Consider the following 17,485-nt stretch of genomic DNA (forward strand, 5'->3'; position numbering starts at 1 on the left):
CTTGCGCGAGAGCTTCTCGGCCACCACGCGGGCAATCGTGTCCGGTGCGCCGCCCGTCGGATAGGGCGTGACCAGGCGGACGGTGCGCGTCGGCCACTTGGCGGCGTCCTGGGCCTGGGCCGCGGGGACGTAGGCGGCCAAGGTCAGGGCCGAGAGGGCGAACAATGCGGCGCGCCGCTTCAAAAGGGATGTCGTCATGGCGTTGTCTCCTGGAGTTGCGATGGGTGGGTTGCGCCAAGCCGGGGCGGGTCGTCGCAGTGCGGTGACTGCTTGCTTGGATACGCAACGATAGGGGCTCGCCCGCCAGAAGGCACGCGTCAACCTCGATCGACAGATCGACAATCGCACACGACAGAACGGCAACCGCGCGTTGTGCGGGCTTCCACTACGCGGGCGACCGCCCTTTCCAGTGAAGCCTGCGCCGAATCAGATGGTTCGCGCGGCGATCGCAGCCGCTGCGAGCGACCCCGACTCGACGGCCGATTCGAAGCAGCCGCCGCTGAATCGTGTCAGCGTCCAGTCGCCCGCGAGGTACAGGTTGCCGAACTGCGCGGGGCCCGGTGGCAGCCGGTACTTCACGCTGCCCGCCGGGGTCTGCACATAGCGCTCGAAGCCTTCCCAGTTCGCTCGGCAGTAGCGGGACAACTCGGTGCCGGGTTTCATCGGCCCGCCGGGCACGGCGACAGCGGGCCACAGCCCTGCGATCGATGCGTCGAGCCAGGCTTGCGCGTCCTGGCTCGGGTTCGCGGGTAAGGCATCCGCGGGCAGGCAGCCGCAGAAGTACTCGATCGCTTGCGGGGCATTGGCGGCAGGCCAGTCTTCGAGTGGCAACTGTTGCGACATGTCGGCCCACGAGTCGAAGCGCTCCGCATAGGCCGACACGATGGTCGCGTCCGACGTCCATCCCAGCTTGTCCAGCCCCGGCGCAAGCCAGAGCTGGAAGGCCTCGGTCGCCACCGAAGCGCTCTGCGCGACCATGCTTTGCCAGCGCGCATTCGCGGCCGAAAGCTGCGGCGCGACGGCCTCGATGACATCGGGCGGTACGGCCAGCACGACCAGGTCGAAATCCGTGCCGAGCGTCAGGTCGACCTGTCCCGCCGACGTCGTATCGCCACTGGATTCGAAGTTGACGCCGTCCGCGCGCAACTGCTCGCCGTCCACGAGCTGCTCCCACAGCGGCTGGTCCGGCCAGCAGTCGAGGCCTTTCACGACCACGAAGGGCTGGTACCTGCCGTTGACGAACGCGGCCTGCTGGTCGATCCGGATGGTGCCGACCTGCGACTTGTCGGCGCTCAGCTCGATGCCGGTCACGCGATGGAACAGGTCGATCTTCACGCCGCGCGCCTCGAGGACCTGGTAGAGCGGCGTGAACAACGCGTCGCCGGTGCCGGCGTTCATCTTCCAGAACGGCGCGTGGCGATAGCCGAAGACCATGTCCATGACGAATCGAAAGGTCACGCCGGCGGCCATCGATCCGTTGGCAAGCGTGGATGCATCGCCGTTGCGATAGGCGAAGGTCAGGTCGTAGAGCGCGCGGATCGGTGCCGAGTCCATCGTCGATTGCGTCGCGCCATGTCCGCCCAGCCAGTTGCGGAAATCCTGTGCGTTCAGTGCGTCGTAGGCAGAAGGCCCGCGCGCGCACAAATCGCAGAGCCAGCCGAGCCCGACGGAAAACGCCAGGTCGGCCAGGATCCACAAGCGGTTCAGGGTGTCCGGAAACCCGGTCCCCATCGAAGCCGATGTCGCACTGTCGATCTTGTCAGGCCGGCCCGCAGGGATGACCCGCGACCGGATGCGTTCAGCCGCACCCTGCAGTTCGACCCGTGTGGCATCGATGCCCTCGGTGGAGCCGTTCTGCATGGTCGGGGAGGACGCGAGCCGGCGCAGCAGCGCCAGGGCTGGCCGGTAGTTCAACTGCGCGGCCAGGGCTGGGTCGAGGTTCGCATCGAGCATCGCCAGTGCAGCGTCGGCCATGAGGCCCACCAGCGCCTCGGTATCGGTCGCTGCGACTGCATCGCCTGGCTGGCCGGAGAACTCGGGCAGTGTGAAGGTCCAGGGCGCCCAGAGCGGCGGCGTGACGCCAGGCGCTTGCTCCTCGACGGCCGCTTGCCACTGCGGGGTCATGGCGTCGGTCCAGACCTTAAAGGGACTGGAGGCGCGTGGCGTCCACTCGGCATAGCAGGCGCGGATCGTCTGGAACGCCGTCTGGTAGCAACCCATGAGGACATGCAGGCCATGCTCCTCGATGCGCCCGCCGACCGCCATGTTGCGCCCGCTCGCGCACTTGCCACCCAGACGCCAGCCCAGTGTGTGCACGGTGACCTCGTAGCGGGCCCGCAGTGCGGGCGTCGCACTCAGCCAGAACGCCGCCGAGATGCCACCCGGGCCGCCACCGAGGATCGCGACCTTGATCCTCGCGCCAGGCGTGGTGTCCTGCGCCGCCGATTGCTGCATGGGGAGTCCCTCCTCGCCGGAGCGTACAGCAGCGGGATGCTTGCGACGACGGGAATCTGCGTGGGTGGTCCGGCAAACGGTCCAACCGCATTCGTTCGGCAGTTCCGATTCGACAAGCGCCCGTTCAAGACGGTCGAGCGGCGTACCCTTGACGCCACTTCAAGTTTTCAAACGACAGCCCATGCAAGTCGACCTGATCTCCCCGCCCCAGTACGAATCCTTCGTGGACGTACTGTGCGAACTGCACGCCTACTACAACGAGGGCTCGTCGGTTCCCCGTGACATGGTGCGAGCCCACCTCGTCGACAACCTGCTGGGTGTGGAGTCGCCGCTGCGCCTGGTGGTGGCCTGCGTGGATGCTGACCTGGTCGCTCGTCGAGCCGACGCCCGAGCAACGCCGCCACTGCCAGTTGAAAGAACTCTTCGTCCGGTCATCGGAGCGCGGCCTTGGCGTCGGCAAGGCCATCATGACGTGGGTTGCGCAGTACACCGTCGACTACGGCTGCCGACGGATCGACTGGCCGGTCAAGGCAACGAACGCCAGGGGAATCGCCTTCTACGAAGGCCTGGGTGCACGGCAAGTCGTGGAGCGACTCAGCTTCAGGCTGTCTGAACCCGGCCTTGGCAAGCTGGCCCGTCAGGGAACAGATGGGCGCGGCGACCGGTTCGAGAGTGCGCAGGAAGGCGCCTGAATGCGGGACTGAACGCAGAAGGTATTCAGAGGCCCTTTTTCCGGTTTTCTTTTGCGACTTCTGCGAGACCTTTGCGACTTCTGCGTTCGGTACCCGTATTCGCTCCCCAAGTCGCCCCCTACCAGGCCGACGGCAACTTCCGCACGATCACCAGCCGCCCATTGCGCTGCGTCACATAGCCGCCGGCCGTGAGTTCCTTCATCACCCGGTTCACCATCTCGCGCGACGCTCCGACGCGATCCGCGATGTCCTGCTGCGTGAGCTTCTGGCGCAGCACGCGCTCATTCCCGATCTGCTCGGACATGTCGTTCAGTACCCGCACCATGCGGCCATAGACGTCTTCCGTGGCGATGCTGCGCACCTGCTCCGTCAGGCGCCGCACCATGCGGATCAGCTTGCGCGTCAGGTGCATCGCGAAGTCGGGATACTCGATCATCAACTGGCGCAGCTCCGAGCCTTGGACCACGCGGCAGGTGCAGGGCTCCATGGCCTTGATCGATGCGGAACGCTTGGCACCGTCGAGCGAGAGTTCGCCGAAGTACTCGCCCGGTCCGTATTCGGTGAGCACCACGTCCCGCCCCTCGTCCGAACTCGCATAGACCTTCACCCGACCGCTCAGCACGATGTAGAGCGAATCGGTGGTGTCGCCTTCGTTGATGAGGATGGTTTGCGCCGGGAACGCGCGCGTGGCACCGCGAAGCGCAATGGCATCCAGCAGGGCAGGCGGCAGTTGGTCTCTGACCCCCTCGTCGTCGGAACGCATCGGTCACTCCGTTTTTCTGGCATGGCGCACTACATCGGCATACACCGGCGCAACGCCGACCCCCGTGCGTCGCTCTTGCTGGTGTGCAGCAAATTATCCAGTCTTGATTGGCTGTGATCAATGTCACATCGCTGATGCGCATTGGGCACTCGTCCGCCCGTGGGCGACGGGCTAGATTAACCACACCCTCCCCTACCTGTACCACCTTGGAGCCCGTGATGTTCGCGCAGTCGTCGAAGCACCTGGTCCGCCTGATCGCCCTTTGCCTTGGCATCATGCTGTCCGCGCTGATGACCGCATGCGCCAGCCTGCCGGGGGACGTCGTGCGCTCGCCTTCACACGCCCTGACCGACGCCGATGGCGCGACACGGTTGACGGCGGTGGCGGCTGCCTCGCTGCCAGAGGACGCCAAGATTTCAGGCCTGCGCCTGCTGCCCGACGGCGGCCAGGCCCTGGAAGCGCGCATGGCGCTGGCCAACGCCGCCGGACGCACCATCGACGCGCAGTACTACCAGATCGCCAACGACGCCTCCGGCCGCGAGTTCCTGCAGGCGCTGGCCCGCGCGGCCGATCGCGGCGTGCGCGTGCGCCTCCTGATCGACGACCTTCATGCGGGCGGCGAGGACGACCTGCTCGCCGGCCTGGCCGCCGCCCCCAACGTCGAGGTACGCATGTTCAACCCGCTCGCGGTACGCGGCGGTGCCGTGCCCTCGCGCGTGCTGCTGTCGCTCAATGAATTCACGCGCGTCAACCGGCGCATGCACAACAAGCTGTTCATCGCCGACAACGCCTTCGCGATCAGCGGCGGCCGCAACATCGGCGACGCCTACTTCGGCCGCAGCCAGCCAGCCAACTTCATCGACATGGACGTCATTGCGGCGGGCAAGGTGGTTGGCGAACAGTCGGCGGTGTTCGATGCCTACTGGAACAGCGAGCATGCCTATCCGATCCAGAGCCTCGTGGCAACGGAGCGCGCCCCGCAAGTCGCACGCGCGCAGTTCGATGCATGGGCGCAAGGGGGCGGCACGGACACGGCGGCGCAAGCGGTGGCCGAACGCGACCTGCTCGGTCAAGGCCCGGTCGGCGCACAGTTGGCCAACGGTCGCGTGGACCTGCACCTGGCCAGCGTGCGCGTGATGGCCGATGCGCCGATGAAGGCGACGCACGAGCAGAACCTGGTCGATGGCGCGGTCATGAGCGGCAACCTGGAACTGCTGCAATCGGCACGCTCCGACGTGATGGTGACCTCGCCCTACTTCATTCCGGACACGCGCATGCTCGACATCCTGCAGGCTTCCACCGCCCGCAAGGTGCGCGTCGCGGTGCTGACCAACTCGCTCGCCACCACCGACGAGCCGCTGGTGCATGTCGGCTACTCACGCTATCGCGACGAGTTGCTGGGCATGGGCGTGGCGCTCTACGAAATGATGCCCGGCGTGGATGCGCCGCAGGCCACTGCAGCCGTATCGCACGGCTCGCTCGGGCGCCTGCATGCCAAGGTGGCCGTGGTCGACCATCGCTGGCTGTCGATCGGCTCGATGAACATGGACCGCCGCTCGGCCCATTCCAACACCGAGATGGGCCTGGTCATCGACAGCCCCGAGCTGGCGATGCAGGTGGCGACGCTGCTGCAGCGCGAGCAGTTGCCGCGCAGCTACCAACTGCGGATGCAGCCCGGTGCAGCGCGACCCAAGCTGCAATGGGTCGCACCGTCCGCGACGGAGCAGCCGCTGGTGTTCACGGCCGAGCCCAGCCGCAACTGGCGTCGGCAACTCGGCGTGTCGTTCACGTCGTTCTTCGTGAGTGAACAGTTGCTGTGATGGCTTCTGTTGCGCTGCTTGACGATCAACGCCGCTTCAAGTCATAGGGATGCGTGCCGAGGCCACTGGGTATTCCCCTCCGCGAATGTCCCCCGCCTTCGGCTCCTCCTTTATTTCGCTGCGGGGAACACCCAGCACCGTCGACACGTGGGAGAACCTGCGGTACCCACTGATCAACGCTCGCGTCCTTGGCTCACATTGCTGGTGTTCTGGACGCAGCGAAATGCCGTTGAGAACCACGGGCGAATGCGCCCGAGAGGCCCGCGATCGACGTGCCAACTAGAGCCTGATCTGCTTGAACTTGGCGGTAGTGCGATGCGCAAATGGCACGGAGAGCATGCCGCTTTCCAGGATTCGTGCTTGATTGACGATCTGGGGCCACCACTTCACCAAGCGTTCGGCCTTGATCCAGTACGGCACTGTCGACCACTGCTTCTCCAGCACGAAGACGATGTGACCGCCACGGCGCAGGGCTTCGCGCTCGGCATTGTGGTGCTTGGTGAAGCGGTCAATCGAGACAATGCACCATTGGCCCGTCTCACTCAAGCTGTTGATGAAATCGACGTCCTTGACGTCCTTCGGGAACATGTCCAAGAGAGTCGCCACCTGCACATCGCCATATGTGCCGGAAAGGCCAGCGATGCCGCGCGCCATGCGCGGCGACAGATTCGCGTCAAAAAAGAACTTCAGGCCCGTAGCCGCTCCTCGAACCGCACGGCCGAATCGACTTGCTTGGGGTCGATTTCAAACATGCGCGCAACTGTCTTGCGATCTCGGCCCTCGGCCAAGAAGGCATCGAACAGCGTCTCAGTAGCGATGCTGGTGCCCAGCACGATAGGAGAGCCAAACTGACGCGACGGATCCAACACAACGCCTTTGCTGTCGGCTGGCATCCACAGCCGGGCGGCACTGCCGTCGTACTCGATCCCGGCGTAGAGCGAGGGCTTGATCACGTGGGTGAACACAATCTGCTTGCGGCGGACGTCGGTCAGCATCTCCTCGCCGACCTGGTTCACGGCGGATTCGAAAATGACTTTGCCGTCGGTGCAGAACCGCCTGGCCGTCAGGGGGTAATCGGTCCCCCAGCGCTCACGAGCGACCTCAATCGTGGCCTTAACTACCTGGAGGCTCACTCCCGCATCAACGAACGCTCGAACGAAGCGCAGCTCCATAAGGTCGCGAAAACCGATAGCTGGATGGTCAAACTCGGCATCCGCGAGCTGGGTTTTCCACAGGGGACCGGTGTGCCGGTGGCCGTCTCTGTACTTCCAACGATGCCCCTCCACCTGCGTACGGCACGCGGCTCCGCACCGATCAAGCGCGCGGCTTGCGGAAGAGAGTAGATCCCGGTGTCGAGGAGGTTGGGCTGGGCCATCTGGGCAGAAAGTGTAAGTCACCGGTGCGCATCTGATACCTAGGTAGAGGAGAGATCGCCATCATGTGCATAGGTTTTCGACAAACACGCGAATAAAACCTCTTCTCGCTATGGCTCGCTTCGGAGGGGCACATGTCCATAGCCGCAATAGCCCAAGAATGCAGCATCGCTCAGACTGGCAAGAGGCAGCGGGCCGTCACGAGCAGGACGACGATGGCCAGCCACACCAAGAGCTTCAAGCTCCAATGCCAGTTTGCACCGACCAGGTCGGGCCGCCCCGTGCGTCGGAAAGCAGGGCTCACTGCTTCGCCCATACCCGTCTTTGCCTGATCAGCCGCCCGCCTCTGCCTGTTGCTGCTTGCGCCAGTGCTCTCCGTAATAGTCGCGATCTTGGATACCCATGCGTCGACTGTAACGAATGGTGTCGCGCTTGCACAGGTCGCTACCTCGGTGCGGTGGACTTTTCCTTATCGCCGCAGAGCCACCGGGAACTGCCCCGGAAACCCGCGCATGCATTGGGCATCTGGGGCCTGCCGGTAGACAGCACGAGAGCGAAGGCCCCTCGTGAAGGAGAGGAGGGGTTCCCTCTCAGGCCCGCTTGGAAACGAGCGTCAGGATGTCGTAGCTCGCCACCACCTCATCGAGTTGGTTGGTGACTTCCACATCCCACGCGACCACGCCTTGCCCGACGCCGTTGGCGTCCTTCTTGTTGCGGTCGATCTTGCGCTTGGCGGTGAGGCGCGCGCGGATCGTGTCGCCGATGCCGACCGGCTTCACGAAGCGCAGCGTGTCCAGCCCGTAGTTGGCCAGCACCGGCCCCGGCGCTGGCGACACGAACAGGCCGGCCGCCGCCGACAGCACGAAGTAGCCGTGCGCGATGCGCTTGCCGAAGGGCGATTCCTTCGCGGCCACTTCGTCGAAGTGCATGTAGAAGTAGTCGCCCGAGATGCCGCCGAAGGCGACGATGTCGGCCTCGCCCACCGTGCGGCGATGCGTGAGCAGCGAGTCGCCGATCTGCAGGTCCTCGAAGTGCTTGCGGAAAGGATGCGATTCGCTCTCTTGCCGCGCCGCGCCGCGCATGTATTCACCGGTGATGGCCGCGATCATGGTCGGCGAGCCCTGCACGGCCGTGCGTTGCAAATAATGCTTCACGGCGCGGATGCCGCCGAGTTCCTCGCCACCGCCGGCGCGGCCCGGGCCGCCGTGCTTGAGCTGCGGCAGCGGTGAACCGTGACCGGTCGATTCGGCGGCGGCCTCGCGGTCGAGTACGAGGAAGCGGCCATGCAATGCAGCCACGGCGGGAATGACGCGCGCGGCCGTCTTCGGGTCGCGCGTGACCAGCGTGCCGACCAGGCTGCCGCGGCCGCGCGCAGCCAGCGCCATCGCTTCGTCGATGCCGTCGTAGGCCATCAGCGTGCTGACCGGGCCGAAGGCTTCGACGTCATGCACCGCATCGTGTTCGAGCGGCTTGCGGCTCAGCAGCAAGGTCGGCGAGAAGAACGCGCCGTTGGCCACGCCATCGCCCACGGGTGCGAAACCATCGCGTGCGCCGTAGACCAGCTCGGCACCTTGCATCAGCATCGCGACGCGTTCCGACACGTCGTCGAATTGCGCACGCGAGGCCAACGCGCCCATGCGCACGTCCTCGCGCGTCGGGTCGCCGATGACGGTCTTGGCCAGGCGCGCGCGCAGCCGTTCCGCGACCGCATCGACGTGCTGGCGCGGCACGATGGCGCGACGGATGGCGGTGCACTTCTGGCCGGCCTTGGTGGTCATCTCGCGCGCCACCTCCTTCACGAACAGGTCGAACTCCTCGTCGTCGGGCGTCACGTCGGGCGCGAGGATCGCGCAGTTGAGCGAGTCGGCCTCGGCATTGAAGGGGATCGAGTTGCGCACGACGTTCGGATGCACGCGCAGCTTGGCCGCGGTGTCGGCCGAGCCGGTGAAGGTGACGAAGTCCGAGCCATCGAGCCGATCGAGCAGGTCGCCCGTGCCGCCGATGACGAGTTGCAGCGCGCCTTCGGGCAGCAGGCCCGATTCGTTGATGAGGCGCACCAGCGCCTCGGTCAGGTAGCTGGTGGCGGTGGCAGGCTTGCCGATGCAGGGCATGCCGGCCAGGAAGCTCGGCGCGAACTTCTCGAGCAGGCCCCACACCGGGAAGTTGAAGGCATTGATGTGCACCGCCACGCCCTGGCGCGGCACCAGGATGTGCGTGCCGGCAAAGCCGCCCTTGCGGCCGAGCGGCATCGCCGGGCCTTCGTGCACCAGGTTGCCCGAAGGCAGTTCGTTGCTGCCCATGCTGGCATAGGCCATCAAGGTGCCGGCGCCGCCTTCGATGTCGATCCAGCCGTCGGCACGCGTGGCGCCGGTGTGAGCCGAGATGGCGTAGAGCTTTTCCTTGTGCTGCGCGAGGTACTTGCCCAGCGCCTTGAGGCGTTCGGCGCGCTGCTGGAAGTCCAGCGCCAGCAAGGCGGGCAGGCCGGCCTTGCGTGCATGCGAGACGGCCTCGCCGAAGTCGAGTGCTTCCGCATGCGTGCTGGCCACGGGTTGGCCGTTGATTGCACTGTTGAGCGTCTGCGCGGCCTGGGTGCCGACCCAGCGGCCGGCGATGTAACTCTGGAGAACGTTGGTCACTTGTGAATGTCCCTAGCTGGTTGTGTGAAAGAGGATCAGGCGTGGGCCGGCGCAGCGTCGTCGCGCTGTGCATTCCCGATGCCGAGATAGGTATCGATGATTCGTCGGTCGTGCAGCAGGTCGCTCGCCGCGCCGGAGAGTGCGACGGCGCCGGTTTCCAGCACGTAGCCGCGGTCGGCCACCTGGAGCGCGGCGCGTGCGTTCTGCTCGACCAGCAGCACCGAGACGCCGTGGCTGCGCAGCGAGGAGACCACTTGCAGCACTTCGCGGACGATCAATGGCGCGAGGCCGAGCGAGGGTTCGTCGAGCATCAAGAGGCGCGGACGCGCCATCAGTGCGCGGCCGATGGCCAGCATCTGGCGCTCGCCGCCCGAGAGCGTGGACGACATCTGCTCGCGCCGCTCGCGCATGCGCGGGAAGATCTGGAAGACCTCCTCCATGCGCGCCTTCTGGTCGCGCTGGCCCTTGCGCCAGCGGTAGAAGCCGCCGAGCAGCAGGTTGTCTTCCACCGACATCTCGCCGAACAGCTCGCGCTTCTCCGGCACCAGCGCGACGCCGCGCGCGACCATGGTTTCGACGGTGGGCCTTGCGATGCGCTCGCCGGCCAAGGTGAGGGAGCCGCTGGATGGCAGCAGTCCCATCGCCGCGCAGAGTAGCGTGGTCTTGCCGGCGCCATTGGGGCCGATGACGGTGACGATCTCGCCTTCGTTCACGTCGAGCTGCACGCTGTGCAAGGCTTCGACGCTGCCATAGGAGACGCTGAAGGCGTCGAGTTCGAGTAGCTTGTTCATCTCAATCTTTCAACGGGCTGCACGCCCTGCGCGTCTGCGCAGGCTGAGGCGGGCGCGGGCTTAGGCCCGTTCATTCGGCACCGCCCAGGTAGGCATCGAGCACGCGCGGATTGACCTGCACTTCCGCGGGCGTCCCTTCGGCGATGACCGTGCCGAACTCCAGCACCGTGATGCGGTCGGCCAGGTTCATGACGAACTCCATGTCGTGCTCGACCACCAGGATGCCGAGGCCTTCGGCGCGCAGTTGCGAGAGCAGTTCAGCGAGTGCGCGCTTTTCCAGATGACGCAGGCCGGCGGCCGGTTCGTCCAGCAGCAACACGGCTGGCTGACTGGCCAGCGCACGCGCGATCTCGACCACGCGCTGCTGTCCCAATGCCAGCGAAGCGGCGGGCGTATCGGCATGCGCGCCAAGCCCGCAACGCTCGATCTGGTGCCGCGCCTCGGCCAGCAACGCGGCCTCTTCGCCACGGTCCAGCCGCAACATCGATGCGATCCAGCCGCGCTTCGCACGAAGGTGCCCGCCCAGCGCCACGTTCTCGATCACGCTGCGTTGTCCCAGCAGGCGCACATGCTGGAAGGTGCGGCTCAGCCCCAGCGATGCGAAGTCGCGCGCGGGCAGTTCGCGCATGGGCTTGTCCATCAGGCGCACCTCGCCTTCGGTCGGATCGTCCACGCCCGAGATCATGTTGAAGAAGGTGCTCTTGCCCGCGCCGTTCGGCCCGATCAGCGCATGGATCTCGCCCGCCTTCACGTTCATCGTCACGTCGTTGTTGGCGACCAGCCCGCCGAAGCGCTTGGTGACCTTGGACGACTGCAGCAACACCGTGCCGCGCGCCGGCAACACGCGCCGCGCCAGCGTCGCCATGCCGCGTGGCGCACGCACAGGCTCGGGCCGCAGGAAGCGCTGACCCAGACGTTCCAGCGCCGGCCACAGGCCTTCCGCGAAGCGCTGCAACACCAGCAGCATCAACAGACCGAACACGATCACCTCGAAGTTGCCGCTGGTGCCGAGCAGGTTCGGCAGCACGTCCTGCAGCTTCTCCTTGAGCAGCGTGATCAGCGCCGCGCCCAGCACCGCGCCCCACAGGTGCCCGGCGCCGCCGACCACCGCCATGAACAGGTACTCGATGCCGATGTTGAGGTTGAACGGCGTCGGGTTCACGAAGCGCTGCATGTGCGCGTACAGCCAGCCGGAAATCGCGGCCAGCAGGGCAGCCAGCACGAACAGCTTGATGCGATATCGGGCCGTGTCCACACCCATCGACTCGGCCATGAGCCGGCCGTTCTTGAGCGCACGCACCGCGCGCCCTTCGCGCGAATCGAGCAGGTTGTGCAGCAGCCACAGGCCGAGCAGCAGCACGCCCCAGATCACCACACCGAGCGCGCGCGGCGATGCCAGCGACCAGCCCGCGATGACCAGCGCCGGCACGCCGGTGATGCCGGTCTGCCCGCCGAGGAACTCCATGTTGCCGAACAGGTAGTAGAGGCTCAGGCCCCAGGCGATGGTGCACAGCGGCAGGTAGTGGCCCTGCAGCTTGACCGTGACTGCGCCGAGCATCCAGGCCAGCGCGAAGGTCAGCACCAGGCCCAGCAGCAGCCCGACCCAGGGCAGCAAGCCGTTGCCCACCACCGCGCCGATCGTGGACGCAGCCATCGGCGAGGTGCAGGTCCACGCCGTCGCGTAGGCGCCCATGCCGACGAACGCGGCCTGCCCGAAGGAAGTCATGCCGCCGACTCCGGTGAGCATGGCCAACCCCACCGCGACGATCGCGTAGAGGCCGATGTAGCTCATCACCACGACGGTGAATTCGGGCAGCCAGTTCCAGACCACCGCGAGCACCAGGACGGCGGCGAGCGTGAGATGGCGGCGCGTGAGAAAGCCACTCGCCGTGGTCTTCGGCAGCGAAGTGTTGTTGGCGGAGGTGGTCATTCCTCGTCCTCCACATGATGGCTGCGCAGTGAGCGCCACCACAGCACCGGGATGATCAGCGTGAACACCAGTACCTCCTTGAAGGCACTGGCCCAGAACGAAGAGAACGATTCAAGCTGCCCAACCAGCAATGCGCCGAGCAGTGCGGCGGGATAGCTCGCGAGGCCACCGACGATGGCGGCGACGAAGCCCTTCAGGCCGATGAGAAAGCCGGTGTCGTAGTAGACCGTGGTCAGCGGTGCGATCAGCAGGCCCGACACCGCGCCGATGAGCGCGGCCAAGGCAAAGCTCACGTCGCCCGCGAGTTCCGTCGGAATGCCCATCAGCCGTGCGCCGACGCGGTTCATCGCGGTCGCGCGCAGGGCCTTGCCGACCATCGAGCGGCCGAAGAACTGGAACATCAGCACCACCAGCACGAAGGTCACGCCGATCACGACGAGCGACTGGCCGCTGACTTGCAAGCCACCCAGTTCAAAGCGCGCTTCGGAGAACGCCGGCGTGCGCGACCCCTCTGCGCCAAAGAACAGCAGGCCGAGTCCCACCAGCACGCCATGCAGCGCAACAGAGACGATCAGCAGGGTCAGCACCGTGGCATTGACCATCGGCCTGAACGCGAGGCGGTAAAGCAGCGGACCCAGCGGCATGACCAGCACCAGCGTGGTGAAGGCCTGCGCCGCGACTCCGGCAGGCCGCCACACCAGCGCGAGCGCGCAAGCCAGCGCCGGGAAGGCCACGCACCACAGGATCGCCGAGGCCCACTCGACCGTCACGCCGCGCTTCCAGCGCCAGGCCTCGACGATGAGCGCCGCCGCGGCCAGCACCAGCAGCAACCACAGCGTCGGGGGCACGCGACCGGCCTGCATCATGGCCATCGACAGCGCACCGAAGGCGACGAACTCGCCCTGCGGAATGAAGATGACGCGCGTGACGGAGAAGACCAGCACCAGGGCCAGCGCCATCAGCCCGTACACCGCGCCATTGACGAGGCCGTCCTGCGCAAGCAGCAGGGCGATCTGTGCGTCCATAAGTTGGTTCCTGCGGAGAGAAGTTGAGAAGATTTCGCAGCGATCACACGAAGGTCGGGTCGCCGGCCGTACTCACGACGGCGACAACGACATCGAGGCGGAGGCAGACAAGAGTGCGTAGCGCTTGTCATGCCTCCCCCGACTCTGCTGACCCGGGATCGGTGGTCGCAGCAGAAGGTTTCCTACCCTCTCAAGGCTGGTATTTCCAGGCGCCGTTCTCGATCTTGACCATCACGCGTGCGCGCTGGTCCAGGCCCAGGTGATCGGTCGGCGACATGGTGAAGATGCCGTGCGCACCGGGTGTTTCCTTGATCTGCTCCAGTGCATCGCGCAGCGCGGCGCGGAACTCCGGCGTGCCGGGTTGCGCCTTCTTCAGCGCCACCGGCACCGCGGTCGTCATCAGCAAGCCGGCATCCCAGGCATGGCCGCCGAAGGTCGAGACGCTGCCCTTGCCGTTCGCGCCTTCATAGGCGGCGATATAGGCCATCGCGCTCTTCTTCACCGGGTTCGATGCAGGCAACTGGTCGGCAACCAGCACCGGACCCGAGGGCAGGAAGGTACCTTCGACGTCCTTGCCGCCCACACGCAGGAAATCGTTGTTCGCCACGCCGTGCGTCTGGTACATCTTGCCGGCATAGCCGCGTTCCTTCAGCGTCTTCTGCGGCAGCGCAGCGGGCGTGCCCGAGCCGGCGACCAGCACCGCATCGGGCTTGGCCGACATGATCTTCAGCGCCTGGCCGGTGACCGAGGTGTCGCTGCGGCTGAAGCGTTCGTTGGCCACGATAGTCAGGCCCTTGAGGCCCGCGGCCTTGCCGAATTCCTGGAACCAGCCTTCACCGTACGCGTCGGAGAAACCGATGAAGCCCACCGTCTTCACGCCCAGCTTCTGCATGTGCTCGGCGATGGCCAGCGACATCATGATGTCGTTCTGCGGCGTCTTGAAGACCCACTTGCGCTTGTCGTCCATCGGCTCGACGATGCGCGCCGAAGCGGCCATCGAGATCATCGGCGTCTTGGCTTCGGAGATCACGTCGATCATCGCCAGCGAGGCCGGTGTGACGGTCGAGCCCAGCACCACGTCGACCTTGCTTTCCGTGATCAGCTTGCGCGTGTTGGCCACGGCCGCGGTCGTGTCGGACGCGTCGTCGAGCACGATGTAGTTGACCTTCTGGCCGCCAATGGTCTTGGGCATCAGCGCGATGGTGTTCTTCTCCGGAATGCCGAGCGATGCCGCCGGGCCGGTGGCCGACAGCGTGACGCCGACGTTGATGTCGGCCTGCGCGGCCAGCGCCGCGCCCAGCAAGGCGATCAGCAGCAGGGGTTTGAACGATTTCATGGTTGGTCTTCTCCGGAGTGGATGGGGAAAGGGATGCTTGAAAGATGAGCTGAAAAATGCCCGGCGTTAGTGGACCGGCTTCACATGCGCCTCGTCATCGGTATGTACCCCTGCACGTGGCAGCGCTGTTTGATGCGCCCGAGTGTGCCGCGATCGGTGTGCCAGGCAAGGCGCGACGACGCCGTGGGCTCATGCCCACAAGGAGGAGCAACGCCGCATGGCGCAGCGAGCGCGGTGCAATCGGGTGCATCAATCAACGTTCGTCGAAAGATAGAACGACCCGCTCAGTCAGCGGATGCGCCTGGCAGGTCAGGATGAAGCCGCTGGCCACTTCTTTCTTGTCCAGCGCGAAGTTGCGCTCCATGCGCACCTCGCCTTCGATGAGCTTGGCACGGCAGGTTCCGCAGACACCCGAAGTGCAGGAGTACGGCACCTCAAGGCCAGCGGCTGATGCCGCATCGAGGATGCTGGGCTGGTTCTTGGTGAACGAGATCTCGCGCTGCAGGCCATCGCGAATGATGACGATGCGCGCCGTCTCGGCGTCGCCGGGCTTGGCTTCATGTACCACCGCGCCCACAGGCCCGGTCGAGGGCAAGGCCACGCCGAAGCGCTCGATGTGGATGCGCTCCTCGGGCACGCCGGCGTCGAGCAGCGCGGCCTCGGCCTCGTCGTTCATCTGGAACGGCCCGCACACGAACACATGGTCGATGCCGCCCGCCGGCACCACGCTTTTCAGGAACTCGCTGATCTTCTCGCGGTTCATCAGGCCGTGGTTGAGCGGCGCATCGGTGTGCTCATCGGAGAACACCATCTGCAGCGACAGCCGCGTCATGTAGCGGTTCTTGAGGTCTTCGATCTCTTCCTTGAACATTGTCGACTGCAGCAGGCGGTTGCCGTAGATCAGCGTGAAGCGGCTCTTCGGTTCGCGCGCCAGCACCGTCTTCATGATCGACAGGATCGGCGTGATGCCGCTGCCGCCGGCAATGCCGACATGGTGGCGCTTCGACGCCGGATCGAGCGGCACGAAGAAGCGGCCTTGCGGCGCCATCACCTGCACGGTGTGGCCGGGCTGCAGGTGCTCGTTGATCCAGTTGGAAAACACGCCGCCGCGCACCTTGCGCACGCCGACGCGCAGTTCGCCGTCATCGACGCCGGCGCAGATCGAGTACGAGCGGCGCAGGTCCTGGCCGTCGATGTCGGTGCGCAGGGTGAGGTACTGGCCCTGCGTGAAGCCGAACACTTCGCGCAGGTCGGGCGGCACGTCGAAGGAGACGATGACGGCCTCTTGCGTGTCGGGCTCGATGGCGCGCACACGCAGGGGATGGAACATGACGGACATGGTGTTCTCGCTCAGATCGGCTTGAAGTGCTCGAAGGGTTCCTTGCAGGCCAGGCAACGGTAGATCGCCTTGCATGCGGTGGAACCGAAGGCCGCGAGCCGCTCGGTGTGGAAGCTGCCGCAACGCGGGCAGGCCAGTTGTTGCGCCTCGCTGCGGCGACCGAAGAAGCGGATCGGCACGGCTTCGTTCGATGTTGCCGGGCCGGGCGGCGCGATGCCGTATTCCGTGAGCTTGCGGCGGCCTTCGGCGCTGATCCAGTCGGTGGTCCAGGCGGGCGCTCGGCGCAGGCTCACGCGGGCCGGACCGAGGCCTGCCGCGTCGATCGCTGCGAGCACGTCATGCTCGATCACCTCGGTCGCAGGGCAGCCGGAATACGTCGGCGTCAGCACGATCTCCAACTCGCCGTCATGCGCGATCACGTCGCGCACGATGCCGAGGTCGCGCACCGACACGGCCGGCACTTCGGGGTCCAGCACCGTCGCGAGCACGTCCCAGGCGGCGCGCGTGCGCTCGTCCTGCGCGGGTGCCGCGCAGAGTTCCACCGTCACCACACGCCTCCGGGGAAGGCGCGTTGCAGGTACTGCATGTCGGCCAGGATGAAGCCCATGTGCTCGCTGTGCACGCCGCGCTTGCCGTCGCTGCGGAAGGCGGAATCGGCGGGCATCTGCAGGCCGGCTTCGTCGAGGATGAGTTGCATCTCGGCCTGCCATGGCGCCTTCAGTTCGGACCACAGCGGCCCCATGCCGGCAGCGTGCGCCTGCTCGTCGGCCGCATCGGTGTCGAACATCTCGGCGGCATAGCGCCACAGGTAGGCCAGGGCGGCCTTCATGCGCTCGCGCGACTCGTCGGTGCCATCACCCAGGCGCACCACCCAGTCGCCCGAATGCTGCTGGTGATAGCGCGCTTCCTTCAAGGCCTTGCCGGCGATGGCCTGCACTTCAACGTCGCTGGAACTACCGAGCCGTTCCCACAACAGCTTGAGCCAGGTCGAGACCATGGTGTTGCGCAGCACGCTGACCGCGAAGTCGCCGCGCGGCAACTCGACCAGCGTGAGGTTGAAGTAGTCGCGCTCGTTGCGCAGGAAGGCCAGTTGGTCTTCGTCGTGCTGCCTGCCTTCGATCTCGCCGGCACGCGTCAGCAGGGCGCGCGCCTGGCCGATGAGGTCGAGCGCGATGTTCGACATGGCGATGTCTTCCTCGAGGATGGGCGCGTGACCGCACCATTCGCCGAGGCGCTGCGCGAGGATCAGGCAGGTGTCGCCGATGCGCAGCAGGTACTGCGCGGAGGGCGTCAGCTGGAGTTCGATGGAGGCTGTGGACATCACGC

General features: G+C 66.0%; 14 protein-coding genes and 1 pseudogene. 2 read left to right on the forward strand and 13 right to left on the reverse strand.

The window, feature by feature from the left end:
- Window positions 1–198, reverse strand: a pseudogene (locus WKW82_RS21305) (tripartite tricarboxylate transporter substrate binding protein); the annotation flags it as partial.
- A gap of 228 nt (window positions 199–426) precedes the next feature.
- Window positions 427–2,454 carry an FAD-dependent oxidoreductase gene (locus tag WKW82_RS21310; protein ID WP_340344347.1) on the reverse strand — a complete coding sequence of 676 codons (2,028 nt, stop codon included), beginning with the start codon at window positions 2,452–2,454 and terminating at the stop codon, window positions 427–429.
- 356 nt (window positions 2,455–2,810) lie between these two features.
- Here WKW82_RS21310 and WKW82_RS21315 point away from each other — a divergent pair, with 356 nt between their 5' ends.
- Window positions 2,811–3,146 carry a GNAT family N-acetyltransferase gene (locus WKW82_RS21315; protein ID WP_340344348.1) on the forward strand — a complete coding sequence of 112 codons (336 nt, stop codon included), beginning with the start codon at window positions 2,811–2,813 and terminating at the stop codon, window positions 3,144–3,146.
- Window positions 3,147–3,264: 118 nt separating this feature from the next.
- Here WKW82_RS21315 and WKW82_RS21320 read toward each other — a convergent pair whose 3' ends face one another.
- Window positions 3,265–3,909, reverse strand: coding sequence for a Crp/Fnr family transcriptional regulator (locus WKW82_RS21320; RefSeq protein ID WP_340344349.1), 645 nt, complete (start codon window positions 3,907–3,909; stop codon window positions 3,265–3,267).
- Between the two features lie 218 nt (window positions 3,910–4,127).
- On the opposite strand from WKW82_RS21320, the gene WKW82_RS21325 reads away from it, so the two are divergent.
- Entirely contained in the window at window positions 4,128–5,729 is a 1,602-nt protein-coding gene (locus tag WKW82_RS21325) for a phospholipase D-like domain-containing protein (protein ID WP_340344350.1), read from the forward strand.
- Between the two features lie 279 nt (window positions 5,730–6,008).
- Here WKW82_RS21325 and WKW82_RS21330 read toward each other — a convergent pair whose 3' ends face one another.
- The 10 genes from WKW82_RS21330 to paaC all read right to left on the reverse strand — a co-directional run bounded on the left by WKW82_RS21330 (window position 6,009) and on the right by paaC (window position 17,480).
- Window positions 6,009–6,419 (reverse strand): PIN-like domain-containing protein, encoded by a 411-nt coding sequence (locus WKW82_RS21330; RefSeq protein WP_340344622.1) that lies wholly within the window; start codon window positions 6,417–6,419, stop codon window positions 6,009–6,011.
- Window positions 6,416–6,901 carry a DUF433 domain-containing protein gene (locus WKW82_RS21335; RefSeq protein WP_340344351.1) on the reverse strand — a complete coding sequence of 162 codons (486 nt, stop codon included), beginning with the start codon at window positions 6,899–6,901 and terminating at the stop codon, window positions 6,416–6,418. Before WKW82_RS21335 ends, WKW82_RS21330 begins: the two co-directional genes overlap by 4 nt.
- 791 nt (window positions 6,902–7,692) lie before the next feature.
- Window positions 7,693–9,738: a phenylacetic acid degradation bifunctional protein PaaZ gene (gene paaZ, locus WKW82_RS21340; RefSeq protein ID WP_340344352.1), complete on the reverse strand. Its 2,046-nt coding sequence runs from the start codon at window positions 9,736–9,738 to the stop codon at window positions 7,693–7,695.
- Window positions 9,739–9,773: 35 nt separating this feature from the next.
- Window positions 9,774–10,529 (reverse strand): ABC transporter ATP-binding protein, encoded by a 756-nt coding sequence (locus WKW82_RS21345; protein ID WP_340344353.1) that lies wholly within the window; start codon window positions 10,527–10,529, stop codon window positions 9,774–9,776.
- A gap of 70 nt (window positions 10,530–10,599) precedes the next feature.
- The gene (locus WKW82_RS21350; protein WP_340344354.1) at window positions 10,600–12,459 is read right to left on the reverse strand and encodes a branched-chain amino acid ABC transporter ATP-binding protein/permease; all 1,860 of its coding nucleotides are present in this window, start codon (window positions 12,457–12,459) and stop codon (window positions 10,600–10,602) included.
- On the reverse strand, window positions 12,456–13,484 hold the full coding sequence (locus WKW82_RS21355) for a branched-chain amino acid ABC transporter permease (RefSeq protein ID WP_340344355.1): 1,029 nt from the start codon (window positions 13,482–13,484) through the stop codon (window positions 12,456–12,458). The genes WKW82_RS21350 and WKW82_RS21355 overlap by 4 nt, the downstream gene beginning before the upstream one ends.
- 190 nt (window positions 13,485–13,674) lie before the next feature.
- Window positions 13,675–14,820 (reverse strand): ABC transporter substrate-binding protein, encoded by a 1,146-nt coding sequence (locus tag WKW82_RS21360; protein WP_340344356.1) that lies wholly within the window; start codon window positions 14,818–14,820, stop codon window positions 13,675–13,677.
- 253 nt (window positions 14,821–15,073) lie between these two features.
- On the reverse strand, window positions 15,074–16,159 hold the full coding sequence (paaE, locus tag WKW82_RS21365) for a 1,2-phenylacetyl-CoA epoxidase subunit PaaE (protein ID WP_340344357.1): 1,086 nt from the start codon (window positions 16,157–16,159) through the stop codon (window positions 15,074–15,076).
- An 11-nt stretch (window positions 16,160–16,170) separates the two neighbouring features.
- On the reverse strand, window positions 16,171–16,707 hold the full coding sequence (gene paaD / locus WKW82_RS21370) for a 1,2-phenylacetyl-CoA epoxidase subunit PaaD (protein ID WP_340344358.1): 537 nt from the start codon (window positions 16,705–16,707) through the stop codon (window positions 16,171–16,173).
- Window positions 16,704–17,480 carry a 1,2-phenylacetyl-CoA epoxidase subunit PaaC gene (gene paaC / locus WKW82_RS21375; RefSeq protein ID WP_340344359.1) on the reverse strand — a complete coding sequence of 259 codons (777 nt, stop codon included), beginning with the start codon at window positions 17,478–17,480 and terminating at the stop codon, window positions 16,704–16,706. The genes paaD and paaC overlap by 4 nt, the downstream gene beginning before the upstream one ends.
- Between the last annotated feature and the right edge of the window lie 5 nt (window positions 17,481–17,485).

The sequence above is a fragment of the Variovorax rhizosphaerae genome, from assembly GCF_037889975.1.
GTDB lineage: Bacteria > Pseudomonadota > Gammaproteobacteria > Burkholderiales > Burkholderiaceae_C > Variovorax > Variovorax rhizosphaerae.